Genomic DNA, 22,409 nt, shown 5'->3' with positions numbered 1-22,409 from the left:
CTGTATCGCAATGATTTTTCACAGTTGCAGGGAGAGCGCGACGCCCAGGCTGAGCCGGTCCGGGAGTTCGATCTGTTTGGACGCCAGCACTTCGAGAAACTGGCGATTGAGCAGGGCCAGCAGGGTGTTGAGCCGTTCCAGGTCGAGGACCAGGGCTCCGGGCAGGGTCCCGCCGGCGGTAAAGTTGAGCGGGCAGAAATCGACCCGGCGGCCGGCCTCATCTTCGACCAGCAGCGGCAACCCGTGGGTGCGGCAGATCAGCGGCCGCGCCGCATAGAGGCGACAGAGTCCCCCTTCCAGGAGCGGGCATTCCTCACTCGCCTCGGCGGCAACCGCCGCCGCCCGCAGCGCGGCGGCCGCAGCGGGCGGAAGATCCTGCAGGGCACGCCAGAGGGCGAGCGCCTCGATGGCAGAGACGGTGATCTGCCGGCAGCAGCCGGCACAACCGGGGTGACAGGCGAGCTGGTCGCCACAGGCCGAAGCCACGGCTGCGGCATGGCGGTCGATCCGGTTCACCAGCTGGCGATAGTCGGTCAGGAGCTGATCAAACTGGCCGAGGTCCATTCTTTCACCCTTCCAGAGCAGCATGCAGGCCGTCGATGACATATTGTACGGCGAGAAAGGCGAGGATCAGCCCCATCACCCGGGTGGTGATCGCGGTCCCGAGGCGGCCGAGCCAGCCGGCGAGGAGATTCGCCCGTGCCAGCAGAAGGTAAGTGACGACGAAAACGGCAGCTGCCGCGGCCAGGAGCTGGAGGTAATCCCCTCCCCCCGCAGCGCGGCCGGCAAAGATCAGGCAGTTGGCAATGGCGCCGGGGCCGGCGAGGAGCGGGATCGCCAGCGGCGTGATCGAGATGTCGGCCTTGGCTTCGGCCAGGCGCTCCTCGCGCCGGGTCGTCCCGGTCCCGGTCGGTCGGCCATAGAGCATTTCCAGGGCAATGGCGAAGAGGAGCAATCCCCCGGCAATCTGCACCGCGGCGGTCGAAATCCCCAGGTAGGCGAGGAGAATCGGGCCGCCGAGGAGGAAAAAGACGACCAGCAAGAACGCCACCAGGCAGCCGCGGCGCGCCATGGCCTGCCGCTCCTGCGCGCTGTTGCGCGGCGTGATCGCCAGGAAGACCGGCAAGCCGGCGATCGGGTCGACAACGATGAAGAGCTGGATCGCGAAACTCAGGAGGAGATCCATCAGCGCCCGGTCTCTTTGACTTCCGGCCCATTTTTGGCCGTCGGGCTGTCCGCCGCGGCGGGAAGGACCGGCGTTACCGGCAGGCCGAGGCCGCCCGGGTCGCCGTCAAAGGCGGCCGGGTCACCGACCACCACCAGCGCCTGCCGGTCCGGGTGCAGATGGGCCTGGGCCGCCTGCTGCACGTCGGCCGCCGTCACTGCAGCGAGTCGGTCCCGGTAGCCCTGCAGGTAGTCGGCGGGGTAACCGTAAAAATCGAGGCGCAGCTGCTGGCTGACCACTTCGTGGCTGTCGGTGAAGGCAAAGACGAAGGAGTTGATCAGGCTCTCCTTGGCTAGTGCCAGTTCCGCCGCGGTCACCGGTTCCTGGCGCATCCGTTCCATCTCGGCGCGGAACAGCCCGATCACCGCGAGGGTGGTGGCGCTCTTGGTCTCGGTACCGGCGATGAAGGGCCCGGGGAGCCGGCGCCCGACCTGGAAATAGGAATAGACCGAGTAGGCGAGTCCCCGATTGGAACGGACCTCGCGCATCAGGCGGGAATTAAAGCCGCCGCCGCCGAGAATCCAGTTCATCACCCGCACCGCCTGGAGATCGGGAGCGTCCTTGTCGATGCCGACCTCGCCGGCAAGGATCGTCGTCTGCGGCACCGGCTTGGTCGCCAGCCAGAGAGCGGGGGGCGCGGCCGCCGGCAGGGCCGGGATCTCCTGGCGGGGCGCCGGTCCGGCCTGCCAGTCGCCAAAGACTTGTTCCAGACTGGCCAGCAGCGCGTCGCGCTGAAAATCGCCGGTGATCGCCAACCAGAGGTTGTCCGGCGTAAAGAAGCGCTGGTGAAAGGCCTGTAGATCGGACCTGCTGACCGCCGACAGGGTCACCACCGTCGGCGTCCGCCCCAGCGGGTGGTCGCCGTAGAGGGCCTGCATCAGGGTGCGCTGGGCGATCGCCGCCGGCAGGTCGTCCTGCCGCCGCACCCCTTCGATGGCCTGGCGCCGGGCCAGTTCCAGCCGCTCGCCGTCAAAGCGTGGCCGCCGCAGCAGATCGGCCAGCAGTTGCAGCCCGGAATCGAGATCCTTGCTGCGCAGGGAAAGATCGCAAGTGGTGGCGTAGGTCCCGATCTCGACGCTGAGATCGGCAGCGAGGCGTTCCAGTTCGTCATCAAAGGCCTGTGGCCCGCGTTCCCCGGCGCCGCCAGTGCGGAGCAGGGCCGCAAAGAGCCCCCCCTGGCCGGTGCGGTCGGCCGGATCGCCGATGTCGCCGGCGCCGACCATGGCCGTGACCTCGACCAGCGGCAGTTCGTGGTCTTCCTTGAGATAGAGGCGGATGCCGCCGGGAAGGGTCAGCTTCTCCACTTCCGGCACCTGGAACACCAGCGGCGGGTAATGGAGGCTGGTTACATCCCCCGGCGGCGGCACGGGGGTACAGGCGACCAGACTGAGCAGCAGCCAGCAGGCGAGGAGCGTGGTCACGGAGACGTATTTCATTGCAGCCCCCCGTCCTTGTCGAGGATCGCCACAGTCCGGTTCGCCGGTACCAGGTAGGTGGCAACCGCCTGGCGCACCTGCTCGGCGTCGAGGCCGGCGACGATCGCATCGTAATCGACCAGGTAGCGCCAGTCGCCGGCGACGACCTGGTAATAGCTGAGCATCCGGGCCAGGCCTTCATTCCCCTTCAGGTAGCGCAGCCGGTCGGTCTGCAGGCGGGTGCGGGCCCGCTCCAGCTCATCGGCACTGACCGGCTCGCTGGCAAGGCGCTCCAGTTCATGATAGATGGCGGCCTCGACCTCCGCGGCAGTGTGGGGATAGCGCGGGACGGCGCTGATGACGAAGAGGTTCGAATAGCGCGACCCGGGAGCGCCATAGGTCGAAACCGAGGTCGCCAGCTGCTGCTCGACGACCAGGGCGCGATAGAGGCGGGAGGTGCGCCCCTGGGCCAGAATCTGGTCGATGAGGTCGAAAAGGTAATCGGCCTTGTCCGGCAGGGTCGGCTTGTGAAAGGCGATCGCCAGTTGCGGCTCGGCGTCGAATTCGACCCGCAGCCGTTTCTCCCCCCCCTGCGGCGGCTCGATGGCGGTCACCGGCGCTACCTCGGTTCCAGCCGGAATGCCGCCGAAGTAGCGCTCGACCAGGGCCCTGGCCTGGTCGAAGTCGATATCCCCGACCAGGGTGATCACCGCGTTGGTCGGCGCGTAGTAGGCATGCAGGAACTGCCGGGTTTCCGCCAGGGTCAAATGATCGATGTCCGACTCCCAGCCGATGATCGGATTCCGATAGGGGTGCACCGTGAAGGCATTGGCGATCAGCCGTTCGTAGAGCATGCCGCCGGGGCTCGCTTCGTAGGAGCGGCGGCGCTCCTCCTTGATCACCTCGCGCTCGGTGTAGAATTCGCGCAGCACTGCGTTCTGCATGCGATCCGACTCCAGCGCCGCCCACAGCTCGAGCTTGTTGGCCGGCAGCGAGACCAGGTAGGTGGTCATATCCTTGCTGGTAAAGGCGTTGTAGCCGACCCCGCCGTTCTCGGCATAGATGCGCGAGAACTCGTCCTTGACCACGTACTGGCGGTGCTCGGCCTGGAGGGTGGCGAGGGTCGCGCGCAGCCGGGCGAGTTCGACCGCGTTGACCTGGGGGTCGTCCTTGAGGGCGTCGATGCGGCTGCCGACTTCCTCGATCTTCTCCAGCAGCGGCGCTTCCTGCTGCCAGTCGCGGGTACCGATGCGTTTGGTCCCCTTGAAGAGCATATGCTCAAGCAGATGGGCGACCCCCCGGGTGGCGCTCGTCTCGTCGACAGCGCCGACGCCGAGGGTGAGATAAGCGGTAAAGGTCGGGGCATCATGGCGTTCGACCACGAGCAGCTTGAGACCGTTGTCGAGGGTCGCCTGGCGGACCTTGTCGCTCAGGGTCTGGGCGCCGGCCGCGCTGACAAAAACGAGCAGGCCGCAACAGGCGGCCAGCAAAAAGCGACGAAAATGGGGATTCACGGCATCTCTCCGGATAGGGTGGGCGGACCGTGCAGGACCCGCAGGTTGCTGGATTATACACCGGTCGCCTGGCCGGGGTCGAGTCCTCTTCGCGTCAACCGGCCGCAAAAGAGCCGCTGGCGGGCGCAAAGGGGCGGCTCGCCGCCGCGGGGGCGGGGAGGAGGCTCCATTCGACCACCTCCTCCAGGGAGGCGACCGTTACGACCCGGATTTCGGTCAGCAGCTCGGGCTCGAGGTCGGCGAGGTTCTCGCGGTTGAGCGCCGGGAGGAGCACCGTTTTCACCCCGGCGCGGTGGGCCGCGAGGACCTTCTCCCGGACCCCGCCGACCGGCAGCAGCCGCCCGGTGAGGGTCAGTTCGCCGGTCATCGCCACGCTGCGCCGGGCCGGGCGTCCGCTCAGGAGCGAGATCAGGGCAACGGCAATGGTGATCCCGGCCGAAGGGCCATCCTTGGGGATGGCCCCCGCGGGGACGTGGATATGGAGGTCGCTGCGCTCGAATATGGAGGGATCGATCGCAAAGTCAGCGGCCCGGGAACGGATAAAGGAGAGCGCGGTGCGCGCCGACTCCTGCATCACCTCGCCGAGGCTGCCGGTCAATTGCAGATCCTTCTTCCCGGCCATGCGCGTCGCCTCGACGAAGATGATGTCGCCGCCGGCCTCGGTCCAGGCGAGGCCGGTCACCACACCGACCCGATCCTCCCCGGCGGCGGCATCGGTAAAAAATTTGCGCGCTCCGAGCCGCTCCTCGACATCGGCCGCTTCGATCCGGTGCGGAGCGCTCTCCCCCTGGGCCAGCTGCCGGGCGAGCTTGCGGCAGATGGCCGCCAGCTGCCGTTCCAGACCGCGCACCCCGGCCTCGCGGGTGTAGTCCTGGATCAGCTTGGCGACCGCCGCGCGGGAGAACTCGAGATCGTGCCCGGCCAGGCCATTCTCCTCGCACTGTTTCGGAATCAGGTAGCGAAAGGCGATCTCCAGCTTATCGCGGTCGGCATACCCGGAGAGGTGGATCACCTCCATCCGGTCGCGCAGGGCGTGGGGAATCGGTTCGAGCAGATTGGCGGTGGTAATGAACATCACCCGCGACAGGTCGAAGGGGATGTCGAGGTAGTGGTCGGTGAAGGAATCGTTCTGCTCCGGGTCCAGGACCTCGAGCAGCGCCGACGCCGGGTCGCCCCGAAAATCCTGGCCGATCTTGTCGACCTCGTCGAGCATGAAGACCGGGTTGTTGACCTCGGCCCGGCAGATCTCCTGGATGATCCGCCCCGGCAGCGCGCCAATATAGGTGCGCCGGTGACCGCGGATCTCCGCCTCATCCTTCATGCCGCCGAGGGAGATGCGGATAAATTGGCGCCCCAGGGCCCGGGCGATGGAACGCCCCAGCGAGGTCTTGCCGACCCCCGGGGGGCCGACGAAACAGAGGATCGGGCCGTGGCTGGTGGGGCGCAGGCTGCGCACCGCCAGGTATTCGAGGATGCGTTCCTTGACCTCGGTGAGCCCGAAGTGGTCGGCATCGAGGACCTGCTGGGCGTGGGCGACATCGAGCTGGTCGTCGCTGCCGGTCTGCCAGGGGACGTTGCTGAGGGTTTCGAGGTAGGTGCGGGCGACGGTATATTCGGGCGAACCGGGGTTGATATGCTCCAGCCGGCTCAATTCCCGCAGGGCAACCCGCTGCGCTGCATCGGGCAGGTTGCATGCTTCGATGCGGCGCCGCAGCTCCTGCAGTTCCGACTGCCGGGGGTCGTCATCGCCGAGTTCCTCCTGGATCTGCCGCATCTGTTCGCGCAGCAGGTATTCCTTCTGCGAGCGGCCGACCCGCTTGCTGACCCCGGCCTGGATTTCCCCCTGGACCTGGAGCTTCTGAACCTCGGCGGTGAGGAGGAGATAGACCTCCTTGAGGCGCTCCAGGGGGGCGAGAATCTCGAGAATCCGCTGCGCTTCCCGCAAGCCGGGGTTGAGGTAGACCGCCACCAGGTCGGCCAGGCGCCCCGGATCTTCGACCTGGTCAATCATCTTCAGGACATCGCCGGGGAGGGGGCGGCCACTGGCCAGGGCGATTTTGAGCAGGGCGTGAACGCTCTGGACCAGGGCCTCGGCCACCAGCCCCGGCTGCCGCTCTTCCACGATCGGTTCACAGCGGGCGACGAAGAAGGGAGAGTGCTGGCAACACTCGCGCAGGCGAATCCGCTGCCCCCCCTCCACCGTCGCCTTGCAGCTGCCATCCTGGAGGCGGAAAATCCGGTTGATCCGGCAGAGGGTACCGATGGGGGCGAGGTCGTGCCAGGCGCAGGGAAGCCTGGTGCTGAAGCAGGTGACGATAACGAGCAGATGGTCGGCGCGCAGGGCCGCATCGAGCAGCGCCATCTCCTCCCGGCCGACAAAGAGGGGAAAGACCATGTGCGGAAAGCTCACCTGCTCCCGCATCGGATAGACCGGGAACTGCTCGGGTTCCGGGGCGAATCCCTCCATCATCGACTCCTTCCGGCCGCCGGCGCGGGCAAATCTCCGGGCGCTCGCGGTGCTCCAAGCTTAACAGCCGCCCGGGCCGAAGCAAGCGTGGATACCCTTTGACAAGCAGCGCTGCAAGTGGTTAACTCACCCAGATTTTCAGCCTGCCACGGCAGGGTCACCCGAAAAGAGGGAAGCAATGAAACGTCTGGCGGTATTGACCAGTGGTGGCGATTGTTCGGGCATGAACGCCGCCATCCGTGGCGTCGTGCGCGGCGCCCTGGTCCATGGGGTGGAAGTCATTGGTATTCACAAGGGGTACAAGGGACTGATCGAGGGGCAGTGGGAGCGCCTGACCACCCGGTCGGTGAGTGGCATGCTGCAACGGGGGGGCACCTTCCTGCAGAGCGCGCGCTGCCGCGAAATGCTGGAACCTGCGGGACAGCAGCGGGCGGTCGCCAACCTGGCCACGGCCGGAATCGAAGGGGTCGTGGTGATCGGCGGCGATGGCTCCCTGCGCGGCGCCCTCGCCCTGCATCGCCTCGGCGTACCGGTCATCGGGGTTCCGGCCTCCATTGACAACGACCTCCCTTTTACCGACATGTCCCTCGGGGTCGATACCGCGCTCAACAACATTATCCATGCCGTCGACTGCCTCAAGGACACCGCGTCGTCCCACGACCGCACCTTCGTCGTCGAAACCATGGGCCGCAACTGCGGTTATCTGGCCGTCACCTCGGCGATTGCCTGCGGCGCCGAATTTGCCCTGATCCCCGAAGTTCCCTTCGACCTCGAACAGATCTGCCGCGTCCTGCGCCAGCGCTTTACCGAAGGGCGCGACAACTCACTGCTGATGGTCGCCGAGGGGGCCGGCCGGGCCCAGGAGATCGCCGATTTGATCAAGGACAGCATCGGTTTTGAAACGCGCATCATGGTCCTGGGCCATTATCAGCGCGGCGGCGCGCCGAGCGTCTTCGACCGGCTCCTTGCCGCGCGTTTCGGGGTTGCCGCGGTCGAGCTCCTCCTGGACGGGGCAGCGGGCAAGATGATCGGTCTCTCCTGCGGCAAATTGACGACCAGCGACCTCGAGACGGTCGCCACCGCCGGGCGCCGGCCGATCGACGAAAGCATCCTCGCCCTGGCGTCGGTCCTCGGGCACTGACCCTCTCCGGCCGAAAAAAGGACAGCGGGCCCGGTAATCGCACCGGGCCCGCTGTCGTTGGAAGTTTTGCCTTATCGTCCAGCGGCTACTGCAGGATGCCGTTCTTGTAGAGAAACTCCCCCTGCACCTTGCCATTGGCGAAATACTGCTTGAAGGGGCCGTCGAGTTCGCCGTTGCGATAATTGAACTCGCTCTTCAGTTCCCCGGTTTCGTACCAGGTTTTTCCCGGGCCATCGAGGACGCCATCCTTGTAGGTGAACTCCTCCCGCAACTGGCCGCTCTTGTCGAACTTCTTGTAGCTGCCGTTGACCTTGTCCCCCTGGTAGGCATATTCCTTTTCGATTTCACCACTGTCGTAGTACTCACGACCGGTGACCATCTTGCCACCCTGGTAGAGGGTCTGCCACTTGCGCTTGCCGCCCGGCTCGTAGCCGTGGGCCTCGGTCAATTCGCCACCCTGGTAGACATTGACCGACTTCAGTTGCCCGTCCTCATTGTAAAAGCGGGCCTCGGTCAACTCACCGCCGGAATAGATATATTCCCACTTCAGGTTGCCGTTCTCATAATAGCCCTTGCTCGCCGCCCTTGCCACGTCCGGCAGAACCAACAGCAGCAGGCAGAGACCTCCCAGCAGCAGTCGCGTCGTCCATTTCATGGATGTCGATCCCCTTCAGTGACCTCGTTATCATCGCCCCTCGGCGCCGGTCCCACCATCAGACCTTCTCCGGCAGGAAAAGTGCCTGGCCTACAATCGACCAATGGCACCGGAGGGGGGGTGGTGCCAGAGGTTGGGAAAGCAGGCCAGGCGTCTCTATTATTAACTTAAATCCCTTGCAATGACAAAGGAAAAATCGATCAGGCGTTGGCAAATACGGCGCCACAGCTGTGCCGACCCACAGGAGACTGCCGCCTTGATGAGTCATCGTTCATGCGAAAACTCCGCTACCCGCCGGATGAGGGAAGGTCTAGCCTCCACGACGTCTGCAGGGGCTTTTCCCTGCACCAGACTTCTAAGGAGGTACCGTCATGCAACGCCTGAATCCGCTTTTGCTTCTGCTTCTGCTCCTGGCCGCCAGTCCCGTCGAGGCCGCCAGCAACCTTTCCGCCGACCATCGCTTCTGGGCCGTCGGCCTCGGCCTGCTCCTCGGCCTGGCGCTGCTGGTGCAGGTCGGCTGTTTTCTCCAGTACCAGTTGCGGCGCCGGGCCGTGCAGCACGCCCGTCACGCCCGGCGGAGCCGGCGATGAGCCGCTACTGTCGCTTGGCCGCGCCGACCTGGCCGGACCCGGCCGCTGAACCTTCGCGCCAGCTGCCGGCGCTGCTCAACGACCTCGCCGCCCTGCTGCCGGACCGGTCATCCCCTACCCGCCGGCGCCTCTACGCTGCCATCGAAGCCCTGGTGGTCGACCGGGTCGCCGAACTCGAAGCGGCCGGCATCGATGACGAGTGCGCCTATCAGGAACTCGGCAGCTTTCTCGACGCCTGTCGCCAGGTCGTCGCCACCGCGGAGCCATCCTCCCGCTCTCGTGCAAGCGCCGGCGGCGGCCTGTTCAGGGGGCCAATCGACGCAGGTGCGCCCCGGCTATCACCGCCTGGCCGAGGGCCAGACCACCGTCGTTGGGCGGTACCAGGCGATGGCAGAGAACATTGAAGCCGGCTCGCCGCAACAGGGGGACGAGGGTTTCGGTCAGCAGCCGGTTCTGGAACACCCCGCCGGAGAGGGCGACCCGTTCCAGGCCGCTGGCATTGCGGAGCAGGGCGCAGACTTCCGCCACCATCCAGGCGAGGGTGGTGTGAAAGCGGCTGCTGATAACTCCGGCCGCGACCCCGGCCTGCAGATCGGCGACGATCCCCCGGGTCAGAGCAGCCGGATCGAAGATCAGCCTCCCCTCCTCTTCCCGCACGTCATAGGGATACCCCTCGACCGCGCCGGGAACGGCAGCCATCTCCAGTTCCAGCGCCGCCTGCCCCTCGTAGCTGACCCGGTCGCGAATCCCGGCGAGCGCCGCGACGCCATCGAAGAGGCGGCCGCAGCTCGAGGTCAGCGGCGCGTTGAGTCCCTGCTCGATCATCTGCAGATACAGGGGTAACTCAGCCGCAGGAATCCGCTTCAGCAGCGGCAGGTCCGGCAGTTCTCGGCCGTAGGCCTGATAGAGGAGGCTGAGAGCCATCCGCAGCGGCTCGCGGGTGGCCGCATCGCCGCCGGGCATCGCCAGCTCGCGAAAGTGCCCGACGCGGCGGAATCCCTCCGCATTGCCAACCAGAAACTCCCCGCCCCAGATACGGCCATCGCTGCCGTAACCGATGCCGTCAAAGATCACCCCGATCGTCTCCTCTTCGACCCCATGTTCGGCCAGGCAGCTGACGAGATGGGCATGATGGTGCTGCACCGCCAGCCGCGGCAGCGGTTGCGCCTCGGCGAAGCGCGTCGACCAGTAGTCCGGGTGGAGGTCGTGGGCGACGAGCTGCGGCGTGACCCCGAGCATCTGCTGCAGGTGATCGATGGTGGCGGCAAAGGAATCCTGCACCTCCTCATGCTGCAGGTCACCGATATGCTGGCTGAGAAAGGCGCGATCCTCCTGGGTGAGACAGATCGTACTCTTCAGCTCGGCGCCGAGAGCGAGCAGAGGGGGCTGCGACCGTGGGAGAAAGATGCTGCGCGGCACGTAGCCCCGGGAGCGGCGCAGCAGCACCGCCTGCCCGGCCATGATGCGGGCGATCGAATCATCGCAGCGGGTCTCGATCTCCCGATCGTGGCCGAGGATGGCATCGGCGATCGTTTCGAGCCGTTCGCCAGCTTCACCGTCACGATAGACGATCGGCTCGTCGCTGCGGTTGGCGCTCGTCATCACCAGCGCCGGGAAGGATGCGAGGAGCAGGTGGTGGAGCGGGGTGTAGGCGAGCATGACCCCGAAGTAGCGGTTGTGCGGCGCCACCTGCGGGGCAATATCATGCCCCGGCTTCTGGCGCAGCAGGACGATCGGCCGCTCCGGTCCAGCGAGGAGCCGCAGCTCGGCATCGTCCGCTTCGGCATAATCCAGCACCGCGCTGCTGCTGGCCGACATCAGGGCGAAGGGCTTTTCGTCCCGCGCCTTGCGGCGGCGCAGTGCGGCCACCGCCCCGTCGTTACCGGCATCGACGGCGAGATGGTAGCCGCCGAGCCCCTTGATAGCGACGATCCGCCCGGCACGCAGCAGCTCCACCGTCATCGCCAGCGGGTCGCCCGTCAGCCGGTTCCCGGAAGTATCGAGCAGTTGCAGCCGGGGGCCGCACTCCGGGCAGGCGTTGGGCTGGGCGTGGAAGCGCCGCGAGGCCGGATCGTCGTACTCAGCGCGGCAGTCGCGACACATGGTGAAGGCGGCCATGGTAGTGCGGGGACGATCGTAGGGGACGCCGGTGACGATGCTGTAGCGCGGTCCGCAGTTGGTGCAGTTGATAAAGGGATAGCGGTAGCGGCGGTCGGCGGGGTCGAGCAGCTCGGCGAGGCAGTCGGGACAGACCGTACTGTCCGGCGCAATCTGGGCCCCCAGGTCGGCACCAGCGGCGCTGGCGAGAATGGCGAAACCGCGCTCCCCGGTGGCGGGAATCTCCGCCAGTTCGAAGCGGCTGATCGCGGCAAGAGGAGGAATATCCGAACGCAGGCTCCAGAGAAACCCGGCGAGCTTGGGCAGGGGGCCTTCCGCCTCTACCGTCACGCCGCGGCTGTCATTGCGGACCCAGCCGCTGATCCCCCACTTGCGGGCGATCTGAAAGACAAAGGGGCGGAACCCCACCCCCTGGACGATCCCCTCGATGGTGATCCGCTGCCGTTGCATTGCTCGTTCCATGGCACCTCCAGGTCACCTCTTTTACCACCTCCCGCCGGCAAAAGGCAACGTTGACAGTAACCGGCGGACAGGATGGCAGCGAAGAATGATTCCCGGTAAAAAACCACGAAAAAAATGCCCCGTTCCCGGGGAGGCCGGAACGGGGCGAAAAGCCTGCCGGGGAAGCAGGCGCTAGGAGGAATCGGGCGCCGGCTAGCGGGGAAGGGTCGCCCAGGCCGGCAGTAAGTCGAGGACGACGTCAAAAACCGGGATCACCAGGGCATAGGTCAGGGCCACGGTGAGGATGACGCCGATGATATTCAGGCCGAAACCGCTCTTGACCATCTGCGGGATGGTGACGTAGCCGGAGCCGAAGACGATGGCGTTGGGGGGCGTCGCCACCGGCAGCATGAAGGCGCAGGAGGCGGCAATCGCCGCCGGGACGACCAGCAGCAGCGGGTTCTGGCCGAGGCCGATGGCGACCGCCGAGAGGATCGGCATCACCATCGCCGCGGTGGCGGTGTTGGAGGTCAGCTCGGTGAGAAAGATGATCAGGGTGGTCACCGCGATCACCAGCACCAGCACCGGCGCATGTTCCAACAGGCTGACCTGGCCGCCGATCCATTCCGCCAGCCGGGTCTCCTTGAAGCCGCCGGCCAGCGCCAGGCCGCCCCCGAAGAGGATCAGTACCCCCCAGGGCATTTTTGCCGCCCAGTGCCAGTCCATGACGAACTGGTTCTTTTTCAGGTTCACCGGGATCAAAAAGAGGAGCAGGGCACCAGTCATGCCAATGGCGGCGTCGGTAACGAGCTTCGGATTGGGGAAGAGGAAGCTGAGCTGACCGCGGAAAATCCAGGCCAGCGCGGTCAGACCAAAAATTAGGGCGGTCCAGCGCTCACCCGGGCCCATCCTTCCCATCGCCTTGAGCTCGGCAGCAATCAGCTCGCGGCCGCCGGGAACCTTCTTCAGCTTCATCGGGTTGGCGACCCGGGTCAGCCACAACCAGCAGAGCGGGAGGAGAATCAGCACCAGCGGGACACCGACCAGCAGCCAGCGGGCGAAGGTGATCTCGTAGCCGTAGGTCTTCTGCAGGTAACCGGCGAGAACGGTGTTGGGGGGAGTGCCGATCAGGGTCGCGACGCCGCCGATGGAGGCGGCGTAGGCAATGCCGAGCATCAGGTTGAGGCCAAAAGCGAACTTCTCGGGCGAAAAATCGATCTCGCGGTCGAGCCCTTCCTTCTTCCCCTCCTCGATGACATGGTTGATGATCGCCAGGCCGATCGGCATCATCATCACCGCGGTGGCGGTGTTGGAGACGAAGGCGGAGAGGACCGCGGTCGCCGCCATGAAGCCGAAGATCAGCCGCCCCGGCGAAAAGCCGACTACCTTGACGATATTCATGGCGATGCGCCGGTGCAGTTCCCAGCGCTGCATCGCCAGGGCAATAATGAAGCCGCCCATGAAGAGGAAGATCAGGTGATTGGCGTAGGGGGCGGTCGCCTGCTGGGTGCTGGTGATGCCGAGCAGCTGGAAGAGCGCGATCGGCAGCAGGCTGGTCGCCGGAATCGGCATCGACTCGCACATCCACCAGGTCGCCATCAGCAGGGCGACCGCTGCCATGCGTTGCCCCTCGACAGTCATTCCGGCCGGGGTCGGCAGCAGCAGCATGGCCAGGAAGAGGAGCGGACCAAGCCAGAGGCCGATTTTCTGGCGGCCGGTGTAGGCGCGCGGCTCTTCCTCCTGGACCCCGCCGGGACCGGTACTGATCCGCTGGATGTGCTCCGCCGGTGCTTCGTCCATTTCGTCGGCCTGGTCGATCTCCTCTTCGTGCCCTTCCTGCCGGGACTTGAACTGGAGATTCCTGCGCCCGATCCCCTTCAGCAGGGCCAGGGGGCTGAAGAGGAGCAGCCCCCTGGTTTCGTCGTGCCAGTACCAGAGACGGTTCCACATCGTCATCAACATCGTCGTTGCACTCCTCCCGGTTGCCCGGCGGGAAGACCCGTCGGAGAGTTTTAAAACCGCATTCCGGAAATAGCAACGGCGGTGCCAACCGCCAACGAAAATTATCCGCCGTGATCCGAGTGCGACAGACAGCGGCGCATTATCGAACGGTTATCCGGGAAATTCAAAATCCCGTTATCGACCAATTCGGTCACGATCCATCCCTTTGAATGCACTCAGCCCGAGGGTCGACTGGCCAATTTCGGCCGATTCCGGCGGAGGATCATGCTTTTACCGCAAACACCGATGGCGGCCCACCCCGCCAGGAATGGACCGCCACCGGTGTAGCAACGAAGGGGTTGAATGCTAATTATTCCCCTCCAGGCCGTACTTTTCCACCTTGTAGCGTAGCGTCCCGCGGGGCACGTTGAGCAGGCGTGCGGTCTTGGCGATATTGCCGCCGGTGATCTTCAGCGCCTTGCCGATCAGCTCCTTTTCGATCTCGCCGATCATCTCCTCGAGGAGAATCCCTTCCGGCGGAATCTCGTAGGCAAAGGGCGAGCTTTTCTGTGGGGTGCTGCCGAAGATCTCCCCCGGCAGAAGCTCGGGGCGGATCACCTCCTCGTTGGTCATGATGCAGATGCGCTCCACCACGTTGCGCAACTCGCGCACGTTGCCGGGCCAGTGGTAGCGCAGCAGCAGGTCGAGGGCGTCGCGGGAGACCTCGCGGATGCGCTTGTTGAAGTCGCGGCTGAAACGCTTGAGGAAATAGTCGAGGAGTGGCGGGATGTCGTCGCGCCGCTCCCGCAGCGGCGGGACATGGATTGGGAAGACATTGAGGCGGTAGTAGAGGTCTTCGCGGAAGGTCTTCTCCTCGATCGCTCTCTTCAGGTTGCGGTTGGTGGCGGCGACCACCCGCACGTCGATATCGATACTGCGCGCCCCGCCCAGGCGCCGGATCTTGCGATCCTCGAGTACCCGCAGCAGCTTGACCTGCAGGTTCATGTCCATCTCGCCGATCTCGTCGAGGAAGATGGTCCCACCGTTCGCCTCTTCAAAAAGCCCGAGCTTGCGACTCTTGGCGTCGGTAAAGGCCCCCCGTTCGTGGCCGAAGAGCTCGGTCTCGAGCAGGTTGAAAGGGAGCGAACCACAGTTGATCTCGATGAAGGGGCGGTCCTTGCGCGGCGAAAGGTTGTGGATGCCGCGGGCGACGAGCTCCTTGCCGGTCCCCGACTCACCGCTGATCAGGACGGTCGCCGTCTCGTGCTTGGCCACCTCGCGCACCTGGCGGTAGACCTGCAGCAGCGCCTCGCTGGCGCCGACCATGTCGGCCCCGGGGAGCCCTTTCTCCTGTCCGCCCCGCTTTAAGTGGCGCACCTCGCGGCGCAGGTTCTGGGTCTCCAGCGCCAGACGCACGATGAGGCGGATGGCGTCGGCCTTAAAGGGCTTCTTGATGTAATCGTAGGCCCCCATTTTCAGCGCCTCGACGGCGCTCTCCACGGTGCCGTACCCGGTGATGATGATCACCAGCACCTCCGGGTCGACCTCCCGCAGCGCCTTGAGGACGTCGAGCCCGCTCTTGCTGCCGAGGTTGAGGTCGAGCAGGACCAGGTCGATCTCCTCCTCGCCGACCTGCTTCAGGGCCTCTTCGCCACTCTCGGTGGAGATCGGGCGGTAGCCGTCCTCGGCGAGGATCCGCTCCAGGTTTTCGCGGATAAAGGCTTCGTCGTCGACAATCAGAATTTTTTCCATAAAAGCTCCAAGAAACTTTTCCCCGGCGGAAAACCGGCAGAAATCGAAGTATACAGGGCCTCGCTTCACCCCGACAAGAGAGAAAATGGCGAACCTCCGCCACAACAATACCATCCTTGGAGATACTGTGAGATTCAGGGAGTGGAACGGATGGAGGGAAACGAAAAGGGAAAACCAAAGCTGTGAGGGAGAGGCGAGGCCGGCCGGTGGGAGAGATCTCCCACCAGCCCCCCCGTGCAAACGCTCATATAGAAATTTTTTCGAGGGCTGCTCTGATGGCAGGTGGCAACGGAACCGGACGGTTCACTTGCCTATCGACAAAGACATGAACAAAATGACCATAGGCTGAGGCTGCCACCTCATCCTCTCGAAATATGGCAAGCCCGTAATGAACCGAGCTGTTTCCTAGCCGGTCAACACGAAGCCCGGCAACCAGAGCGTCCGGGTATCCCACTGGTGAAAGGTAATTGCACCCGGAATTGACGACATAACCGACGACCTGGGCCGAGTGAATATCGAACCCTGCGTTTTCAATCAGGTATCGGTTCACCACAGTATCGAAGTACGAATAATAGACGACATTGTTGACATGCCCGAACAGGTCATTATCCATCCAGCGCGTGGCAATGGGAAAAAACGCTTTGTATTCGGAGCGCTGTGGGCTTTTTGTGGTCATGCTGGAGTCCTCCGGGGGGGGGTATGCCCAAGCGAACTAGGGGCATTTCAAGCGTCTTGCGGTAACAGTCTCCCCGGCGATTCCCCAGTTGTCGGTCGCAATCTCTTCGATAACGACGACAGTGGTTGCAGGATTTTTTCCGAGAATATCGACTAGGAGCTTCGTAACCCCTTGGATCAATTCGGCCTTCTGCTCAGCCGTCGCACCATCCTGGGTGATTTTGATATTTACGAAGGGCATCGGCAAGTCCTCCACTTTTCGTGGTTAATGTGCCAATTCTGAATAGCAGTCAACCTTCTTGGCAGACCGGTTAGAGTTAATTTGCCAAAAGTGCGAGCCCTGGCCGGCAGCAAAGGAAATCCCCCGGCCAGCACTTTTAGCAGAGAGAAGCCTTACGTCTAATTCACCTTGCCGATTCCACCCATGCACAGGTACTTGATCTCGAGGAAATCCTCAATGCCATATTTTGACCCCTCACGGCCAGTCCCCGACTCCTTTACCCCGCCAAAGGGAGCGACGGTGGTAGAGATGAGTCCGGTGTTGACACCGACGATGCCGTATTCAACTGCTTCGGCAACGCGCCAGATGCGCCCGATATCCCGGCTGTAGAAATACGAAGCAAGACCAAACTCGGTGTCATTCGCCATATGGATCGCTTCCTCTTCGGTCTGAAAACGAAAGAGTGGCGCCACCGGCCCGAAGGTCTCCTCTTTGGCGATCAACATCCCCGGGGTGGCTTCGGCGAGCACGGTCGGCTCGTAGAAACTACCACCCAGGGCATGGCGCTTGCCGCCGGTCACCACCCGGGCACCCTTGGCGACGGCATCAGCGACGTGCTTCTCTACCGTCTCCAGTGCCCCCATATCGATCAGCGGTCCCTGCTGGGTTTCCCCTTTGAGCCCGTCCCCAACCGTCATCCTCCGCACCGCCGCCGCCAATTTTTCGGCAAAGGCGTCGTAGACCCCCTCCTGAACCAGGAAGCGGTTGGTGCAGACGCAGGTCTGTCCTGTGTTGCGGTATTTTGACACCATTGCACCTTCCACCGCGGCATCAAGATCGGCATCGTCAAAGACGATAAAGGGGGCGTTGCCCCCCAGTTCCATGGAGACCTTCTTTACCGTACCGGCGCAGGCCGCAATCAGCTGTTTGCCAACCTCGGTGGAACCGGTGAAGGTCAGCTTGCGCACTATTGGATTGGCGGTCAGTTCGCCGCCGATTTCGGCCGAGGAGCCAGTGACCACGCTGAAGACCCCCCGCGGGACACCGGCCTGCCGGGCGAGTTCAGCCAGGGCCAACGCTGAGTAGGGGGTGGCGGTAGCAGGTTTGACCACCATGGTACAGCCGGCAGCCAGGGCCGGGCCAGCCTTGCGGGTAATCATCGCCGAGGGAAAGTTCCAGGGGGTTATGGCGGCGCAGACACCGATCGGTTCTTTCAGCACTACAATCCGTTTGTCGGCCTGGTGCGGCGGGATGACATCGCCGTAGACACGCTTCCCTTCTTCGGCGAACCACTCGATAAAGGAGGCCGCGTAAGCAATCTCGCCCCTTGATTCGGCCAGCGGCTTCCCCTGCTCGGCGGTCATCAGCACTGCCAGGTCGTCCTGGTGCTGCAATAACAACTCATACCATTTGCGCAGGATATTCGATCGTTCCTGGGCGGTCTTGGCCCGCCAAGCGGGGAGAGCACGGTGGGCCGCCTCAATAGCACGCCGCGTCTCGGTGGCGCCCATTTTCGGGATGGTGCCGAGAATGGCATTGGTCGCCGGGTTGGTCACCTCCAGCGTGACACCATTGTCTGCATCCAACCACTCGCCGTCGATATAGCATTGCTGACGGAACAACCCCTGTTCTTTGAGCGTAATCGATGTCATACCGCATCCTTGTGAGAGATTCTGAGTACCAGCGTCCTGCCACTGCGGACCAGTGGTCGCTTCCTTACCAGGCATCCCGGTAAATCTGCAGGGCATCCTCGTATCCAACGTCTCGCGGGTTATTGACCAGAAGTCGAGTCTGCAGCATGGCGGCCTCGGCCAGCACTGGCAGTGCTTCTTTGCCAATTCCCACCTGATTCAACCGGGTTTCCAACTGGACGTCGACCATCAACTGCTCCAGTGCACCAATTAATCTGGCACCTGCGGCCAGATCGCTGGTGGTGCCGAGATCACTGAACAGCTCCCGGGCCAGCTCCGCGTACTCCCTGCTGGCGACCGGCAGGTTAAACCGCATCACGTGCGGCAGAACCAGGGAATTGCTTAACCCATGCGCGACATGATACTGCCCGCCAATCGGGTAGGCAAGGGCGTGAACCGCGCCGACCGGAGCATTGGCAAAGGCCTGCCCGGCAAGCAGGGCGCCGACCAGCATCTTGGAGCGCGCCCCAAGGTCATGCCCATTGGCGATTGCCGCCCGGATGTTTTCGAAGAGCAGCTTGAGCCCCTGCCGCGCCAAGGTATCCGAGATCGGGTTCTTCTTAACCCTGGTCGTATAGGCCTCGATGGCATGTACCATGGCATCGATTCCGGTCATGGCAGTGACCCGTGGTGGAAGTCCGACGGTCAGCTCAGCGTCAAGGATGGCAATATCGGGGAGCAGAAGCGGAGAGACCACCCCTTTTTTTTCGTTCTCTCCAGTCGTGACAATGGCAATCGGCGTCACTTCCGAACCAGTCCCCGCGGTCGTTGTCACCAGGATCAGTGGCAACCGTTTCCCCCGGGCGATTCCGACCCCGTAAATCTCGGCCAGACCCTGTTCCGAGTTGCTCAAAAAAGCAATCAGCTTCGCGACATCCATCGAGCTGCCGCCGCCGAACCCGATTACACCGTCGGCATTAAATTCCCTGGCCTGGTTCAAGGCGGCCATGATGTTATCGACCGGGGGGTCGGCCAGTACTTCGGCAAACACGCTTACCTCCATACCGCCGGTGCGCAACCCGGATTCCGCCAGTTCCAGCAGCCCAATTTTGGCAATTCCGGGATCGCTGACCAGCAGTACCCGGTGCATGCCAAGGCTGGCGGCAATTTCCCCCAATCGGGAAGTGACCCCGGGCTCATTGATGATGGTGGCGGTAGTTTGAAAAATGAAATTGTTCATGGCGTCATCTCCAGATCAGTCGCAGTCGCGAACCGACAGCCAGCAGAAATTCAGGAAAGTTTTTTTTCGACAACCTGGCCCCGTTCAATGACATAGAGCTTGTCGATCAGGCCGGCAGAGTGCGAATAATCCGACTCGGACAGCAGAACCGACAACCCTTCCGTCTTGAGAGTATGAAGAACCTCAGCCAGGCGCCGCGAGAGGGCCGGAGCGACCCCCTCAAAGGGCTCGTCAAGGAGCAGCAGTCGGGTGCCACACATCAGCGCCCGGGCCAGGGCGACCAGTTTCTGCTGACCGCCACTCAATTGCAGTGCCCTGCGGGAACGGAATCCCGCGACCTCGGGCATCAGTTCGTAAATCCAGGAGAGTCGTGCAGCGCTGTCGGGCAAACGTCCTGACCAGGCAGGAACCAGAATGTTCTCCTGAACGCTCAACTCCGGGATCAGCCGCCTGTCTTCCGGCATGTACCCGACGTGCATTTTCACCCGAACGTATGCCGGCACTTTTGCCATGTCTTGCCCACCGCAGAAGATCGAACCAGAGACTGGTGACATCAGTCCCATGGCGGTGCGCAACAGGGTGGTCTTGCCGGCCCCATTGCGACCAATCAGCCCGGCCAGTTTCCCCTCGCCGAGGTGAAGGGTCACATCTCGAAGGATCGGGGTTTTCTGGATATTGACATTAAGTTTGTCGATTTTAAGCATGATGGTGGTTCTCCGCCGGTTGTCGATGAAGTTCGGCACCGATGATGTATTCCCGGACATCGGGATGCTCCAACGCCTCAGCGGTAGGCGCATCGGCAATCACATGACCGTCATAAAAGGCAATCACCCGGGTCGCATAGCGGCTGATGATTTCCATATCATGCTCGACAAAAAGGCTGGCCGCTCCGGAACGGCCGACGGCGTTCATGACGGTGTCCATGAGCCCGAATTTTTCATCAATGGCGACCCCGCTGGTCGGTTCGTCCAGCAGCAGCAGCGCCGGCCGACCGACCATCGCCATGGCGATATCGAGAAGTTTCCGGACCCCTTGGGGGAGGGTTGCAACAACCGCCTCGGCGTATTCCTCGATACCATAATCGACAAGGGCCGCCCGGGCGGACTGCAGGGAGGCCTCCGTTTTCAGCGGCGCAAAACCGCCGAGCCGTTTCCCAGAAAGCATCCGGCAGGCAATCAGCATATTTTCCAGCACAGTCAGCTCCGGGAAGAGCTGGGCAACCTGAAAGGACCGGCAGATCCCGGTCCGCGTCACCTGCCTGGGGGAGCAGCCGTTGATGCGTTTACCCCGAAAGAGAATCTCCCCTTCGCTCGGCTTCAGATAGCCAGTCACCATATTGATAAAAGTCGTCTTGCCCGCACCGTTCGAACCAATGACGCCTACTACTTCGCTCTCATGAATGACCACATTGATGTTTGCGGCAGCGGTCACCGCACCAAAGCTTTTTGTCAATCCCCTGGTTTCCAGAATCGCCGTCATGATTGGTTACCCGACTTTTGTGCCGGCAGCAGCGACCAGAGCCCCTTCGGCAGAAAGAAAATAATCATCAGCAACACCCCGCCAAGGATCATCTGCCAACTATAGGGGGCAAGATCGAAAGCAAAGGTACGGATGATTTCAAAAATGAATGCCCCTATCAACGGTGCCGCCACGTGCGCGGTGCCGCCAAGAAGGGCAATAAAGACGAATTCGCCAGAAGTTGTCCAGAAAGCCATTTCCGGATCGACATGCCCGGCGGCCAGGGCCGTCAAGGCGCCGCCGACGGCAGCCAGGACCGCCGCAATTACATATTTCAGATAGATGATCTGCCGGGGGGACATGCCGAGATATTCAACCCGTATTTCATTCTCCCGGATCGCCTCCCCGGCGTAACCGAGGGGGGAGCGGACATAGCGATGCATAATCTGCAGAAGGACTATTGCCAGCATTACCGTCAGCAAATAGACCCAGGTGCCAAGACTCTCGGTCGCCGGGTGCCACCCGAACAGGCTGGCCTGCTCGATATTGAAACCATCGGTGCTGCCGAGGGCTACGCTTTTCACCAGGACTCCATAGAGAATCATCGAAAAAGCCATGGTCAGCATGGCGAAAAAAATGTCCCGATAGCGACTGAGGAGCAATCCGAGCAAGGCGCTCACCAACAATGCCACCAGCACGGAAATAACGAGCAGCAGTGCGACGTCGGTAATCGCCCAGCGGCTGCCGGCGATACCGACCACATAGCCGCCGAGACAGAAGTAAAGGCCCTGGCCAAAGGAGACCAGCCCGGTGCGCATCAAAAGCACCAGGCCGAGCACGACCAGTCCCTTTGCCAGAGCAACGGTGGTAATGAATCCGAGCCAGTTGGGAAATACGGCAGCCAGAACCAGCAGGACCGCCAGGGCGATCCATAGATTGCGTGAGGTCTTGTCAGGAATCAGCATCAGATTTTCCTTGCAGCAGCAACAACAAAGAGTCCCTGCGGGCGGACGGCCAGTACCGCAGCCATAACCCCGTAGATAACGAACAACTCGAATTGTGGAAAAGTATGCACGGCCAGGGCTCGGCAAAGCCCGACCAACAGGGCGCCGATTGCTGCGCCGCCGACACTGCCAAGACCACCGATAACAACCACCGCAAAGGCCAGAATAATGATTTCAATGCCGATTCCAGGCGCTACCGAGAGAGCCGGCGCAGTCAATCCCCCAGCGAGGGCTCCCAAACCGCTACCGATAACAAAGGTAACAATGAAGACCCGGTTGACATTGATGCCCATCGCCTGACTGATCTCCCGATCGTGAATGACGGCCCGTAACAGTTTCCCCTGCCGGGTCCGGTTGAGCGAGAACCAGAGGGCCAGACCGACCAGACCGGCGACCAGGATCAGGATCAAGTCATAGGTAGCGAAAGAGATCCCGCTGAGGCGGATTCTGCCAAGCAGGCTGTAGGGCTGATAGGCAAAATAGGCATCCACTCCCCAGAAAAGTTTGGTGACATCCTCGAGGATCAGCAGCACACCATAGGTCACCAGGATCATCACGACCTCGTCGCGCCCGTACATCCAGCGCAGCAGCCCCCGTTCGACGACCAGACCGGTCAGCATCCCGGCGAGAACCGCGCCACCGATAAAGAGGGCGAAGCTCCCCCAGGGGGGATGGCCGCCATTGAAGTACCAGCCGACCAGCGAGGCTGCCGTATAGGCACCAATGGCGTAGAGGCTGCCATGAGCCATGTTTAAAATCTTCATGACCCCGTAAACCAGGGTCAGGCCGGCAGCGACAATAAAAAGCCAGGAGGAGTAGACCAGACCGTCAATGAGTATGACTAGCAGTGTGTCCATGGATAAGACTCGCTCGGAAGTTTGATCCTGGAGGCGGGCGGCCCCCCGCCTCCAGGTGACTGCGG

Annotated in this window: 20 protein-coding genes; 3 read left to right on the top strand and 17 right to left on the bottom strand. The window is 63.1% G+C overall.

Annotated features, from left to right (window positions below):
- Window positions 1-18 precede the first annotated feature (18 nt).
- The 5 genes from ACYQ8E_RS17535 to lon all read right to left on the bottom strand — a co-directional run bounded on the left by ACYQ8E_RS17535 (window position 19) and on the right by lon (window position 6,624).
- Window positions 19-564 carry a YkgJ family cysteine cluster protein gene (locus ACYQ8E_RS17535; protein WP_066726559.1) on the bottom strand — a complete coding sequence of 182 codons (546 nt, stop codon included), beginning with the start codon at window positions 562-564 and terminating at the stop codon, window positions 19-21.
- 4 nt (window positions 565-568) lie between these two features.
- Window positions 569-1,186, bottom strand: coding sequence for a MarC family protein (locus ACYQ8E_RS17530; protein ID WP_066726557.1), 618 nt, complete (start codon window positions 1,184-1,186; stop codon window positions 569-571).
- On the bottom strand, window positions 1,186-2,661 hold the full coding sequence (locus ACYQ8E_RS17525; RefSeq protein WP_066726555.1) for a M16 family metallopeptidase: 1,476 nt from the start codon (window positions 2,659-2,661) through the stop codon (window positions 1,186-1,188). Before ACYQ8E_RS17525 ends, ACYQ8E_RS17530 begins: the two co-directional genes overlap by 1 nt.
- Window positions 2,658-4,154, bottom strand: a complete 1,497-nt coding sequence (locus tag ACYQ8E_RS17520) for a M16 family metallopeptidase (RefSeq protein ID WP_066726553.1) — start codon at window positions 4,152-4,154, stop codon at window positions 2,658-2,660. The genes ACYQ8E_RS17525 and ACYQ8E_RS17520 overlap by 4 nt, the downstream gene beginning before the upstream one ends.
- A 94-nt stretch (window positions 4,155-4,248) precedes the next feature.
- Window positions 4,249-6,624 carry an endopeptidase La gene (gene lon, locus ACYQ8E_RS17515; protein ID WP_066726551.1) on the bottom strand — a complete coding sequence of 792 codons (2,376 nt, stop codon included), beginning with the start codon at window positions 6,622-6,624 and terminating at the stop codon, window positions 4,249-4,251.
- Window positions 6,625-6,799: 175 nt separating this feature from the next.
- On the opposite strand from lon, the gene pfkA reads away from it, so the two are divergent.
- On the top strand, window positions 6,800-7,762 hold the full coding sequence (gene pfkA, locus ACYQ8E_RS17510) for a 6-phosphofructokinase (protein WP_066726549.1): 963 nt from the start codon (window positions 6,800-6,802) through the stop codon (window positions 7,760-7,762).
- An 85-nt stretch (window positions 7,763-7,847) separates the two neighbouring features.
- Here the strand turns inward: pfkA and ACYQ8E_RS17505 are convergent, their stop codons facing one another.
- On the bottom strand, window positions 7,848-8,417 hold the full coding sequence (locus tag ACYQ8E_RS17505) for a toxin-antitoxin system YwqK family antitoxin (protein WP_066726547.1): 570 nt from the start codon (window positions 8,415-8,417) through the stop codon (window positions 7,848-7,850).
- A gap of 371 nt (window positions 8,418-8,788) precedes the next feature.
- Here ACYQ8E_RS17505 and ACYQ8E_RS17500 point away from each other — a divergent pair, with 371 nt between their 5' ends.
- Both ACYQ8E_RS17500 and ACYQ8E_RS17495 read left to right on the top strand, forming a co-directional pair.
- Window positions 8,789-9,007, top strand: a complete 219-nt coding sequence (locus ACYQ8E_RS17500; RefSeq protein ID WP_066726545.1) for a hypothetical protein — start codon at window positions 8,789-8,791, stop codon at window positions 9,005-9,007.
- Window positions 9,004-9,411, top strand: a complete 408-nt coding sequence (locus tag ACYQ8E_RS17495) for a hypothetical protein (RefSeq protein ID WP_157471835.1) — start codon at window positions 9,004-9,006, stop codon at window positions 9,409-9,411. Before ACYQ8E_RS17500 ends, ACYQ8E_RS17495 begins: the two co-directional genes overlap by 4 nt.
- Here ACYQ8E_RS17495 and hypF read toward each other — a convergent pair.
- The 11 genes from hypF to ACYQ8E_RS17440 form a co-directional block, all read right to left on the bottom strand.
- A complete protein-coding gene (gene hypF, locus ACYQ8E_RS17490) occupies window positions 9,311-11,587 on the bottom strand; it encodes a carbamoyltransferase HypF (protein ID WP_066726543.1) in 2,277 nt (758 codons plus the stop codon). The two genes, ACYQ8E_RS17495 and hypF, sit on opposite strands and share 101 nt — an antisense overlap.
- A gap of 192 nt (window positions 11,588-11,779) precedes the next feature.
- Window positions 11,780-13,528 (bottom strand): SLC13 family permease, encoded by a 1,749-nt coding sequence (locus ACYQ8E_RS17485; protein ID WP_459859759.1) that lies wholly within the window; start codon window positions 13,526-13,528, stop codon window positions 11,780-11,782.
- A gap of 345 nt (window positions 13,529-13,873) precedes the next feature.
- The gene (locus ACYQ8E_RS17480) at window positions 13,874-15,259 is read right to left on the bottom strand and encodes a sigma-54-dependent transcriptional regulator (protein WP_066729734.1); all 1,386 of its coding nucleotides are present in this window, start codon (window positions 15,257-15,259) and stop codon (window positions 13,874-13,876) included.
- Window positions 15,260-15,503: 244 nt separating this feature from the next.
- Window positions 15,504-15,935, bottom strand: a complete 432-nt coding sequence (locus ACYQ8E_RS17475; protein WP_066726541.1) for an acyl-CoA thioesterase — start codon at window positions 15,933-15,935, stop codon at window positions 15,504-15,506.
- A 36-nt stretch (window positions 15,936-15,971) separates the two neighbouring features.
- Entirely contained in the window at window positions 15,972-16,175 is a 204-nt protein-coding gene (locus ACYQ8E_RS17470; protein ID WP_066726540.1) for a 2-hydroxymuconate tautomerase family protein, read from the bottom strand.
- A 158-nt stretch (window positions 16,176-16,333) separates the two neighbouring features.
- The gene (gene gabD, locus ACYQ8E_RS17465) at window positions 16,334-17,806 is read right to left on the bottom strand and encodes an NADP-dependent succinate-semialdehyde dehydrogenase (RefSeq protein WP_066726538.1); all 1,473 of its coding nucleotides are present in this window, start codon (window positions 17,804-17,806) and stop codon (window positions 16,334-16,336) included.
- Window positions 17,807-17,870: 64 nt separating this feature from the next.
- The gene (locus tag ACYQ8E_RS17460; protein WP_459859760.1) at window positions 17,871-19,025 is read right to left on the bottom strand and encodes an iron-containing alcohol dehydrogenase; all 1,155 of its coding nucleotides are present in this window, start codon (window positions 19,023-19,025) and stop codon (window positions 17,871-17,873) included.
- A 50-nt stretch (window positions 19,026-19,075) separates the two neighbouring features.
- Entirely contained in the window at window positions 19,076-19,729 is a 654-nt protein-coding gene (locus ACYQ8E_RS17455; protein ID WP_066726532.1) for an ABC transporter ATP-binding protein, read from the bottom strand.
- Window positions 19,722-20,504: an ABC transporter ATP-binding protein gene (locus ACYQ8E_RS17450; RefSeq protein WP_066726530.1), complete on the bottom strand. Its 783-nt coding sequence runs from the start codon at window positions 20,502-20,504 to the stop codon at window positions 19,722-19,724. Before ACYQ8E_RS17450 ends, ACYQ8E_RS17455 begins: the two co-directional genes overlap by 8 nt.
- Window positions 20,501-21,448 (bottom strand): branched-chain amino acid ABC transporter permease, encoded by a 948-nt coding sequence (locus ACYQ8E_RS17445; protein WP_066726527.1) that lies wholly within the window; start codon window positions 21,446-21,448, stop codon window positions 20,501-20,503. Before ACYQ8E_RS17445 ends, ACYQ8E_RS17450 begins: the two co-directional genes overlap by 4 nt.
- Window positions 21,448-22,344 carry a branched-chain amino acid ABC transporter permease gene (locus ACYQ8E_RS17440; protein ID WP_066726526.1) on the bottom strand — a complete coding sequence of 299 codons (897 nt, stop codon included), beginning with the start codon at window positions 22,342-22,344 and terminating at the stop codon, window positions 21,448-21,450. Before ACYQ8E_RS17440 ends, ACYQ8E_RS17445 begins: the two co-directional genes overlap by 1 nt.
- Window positions 22,345-22,409: the final 65 nt, after the last annotated feature.

The sequence above is a fragment of the Desulfuromonas carbonis genome (genome assembly GCF_054658035.1).
Note: the sequence above shows the minus strand (reverse complement) of the source record. Positions and strands in the feature narration are given on the sequence as shown.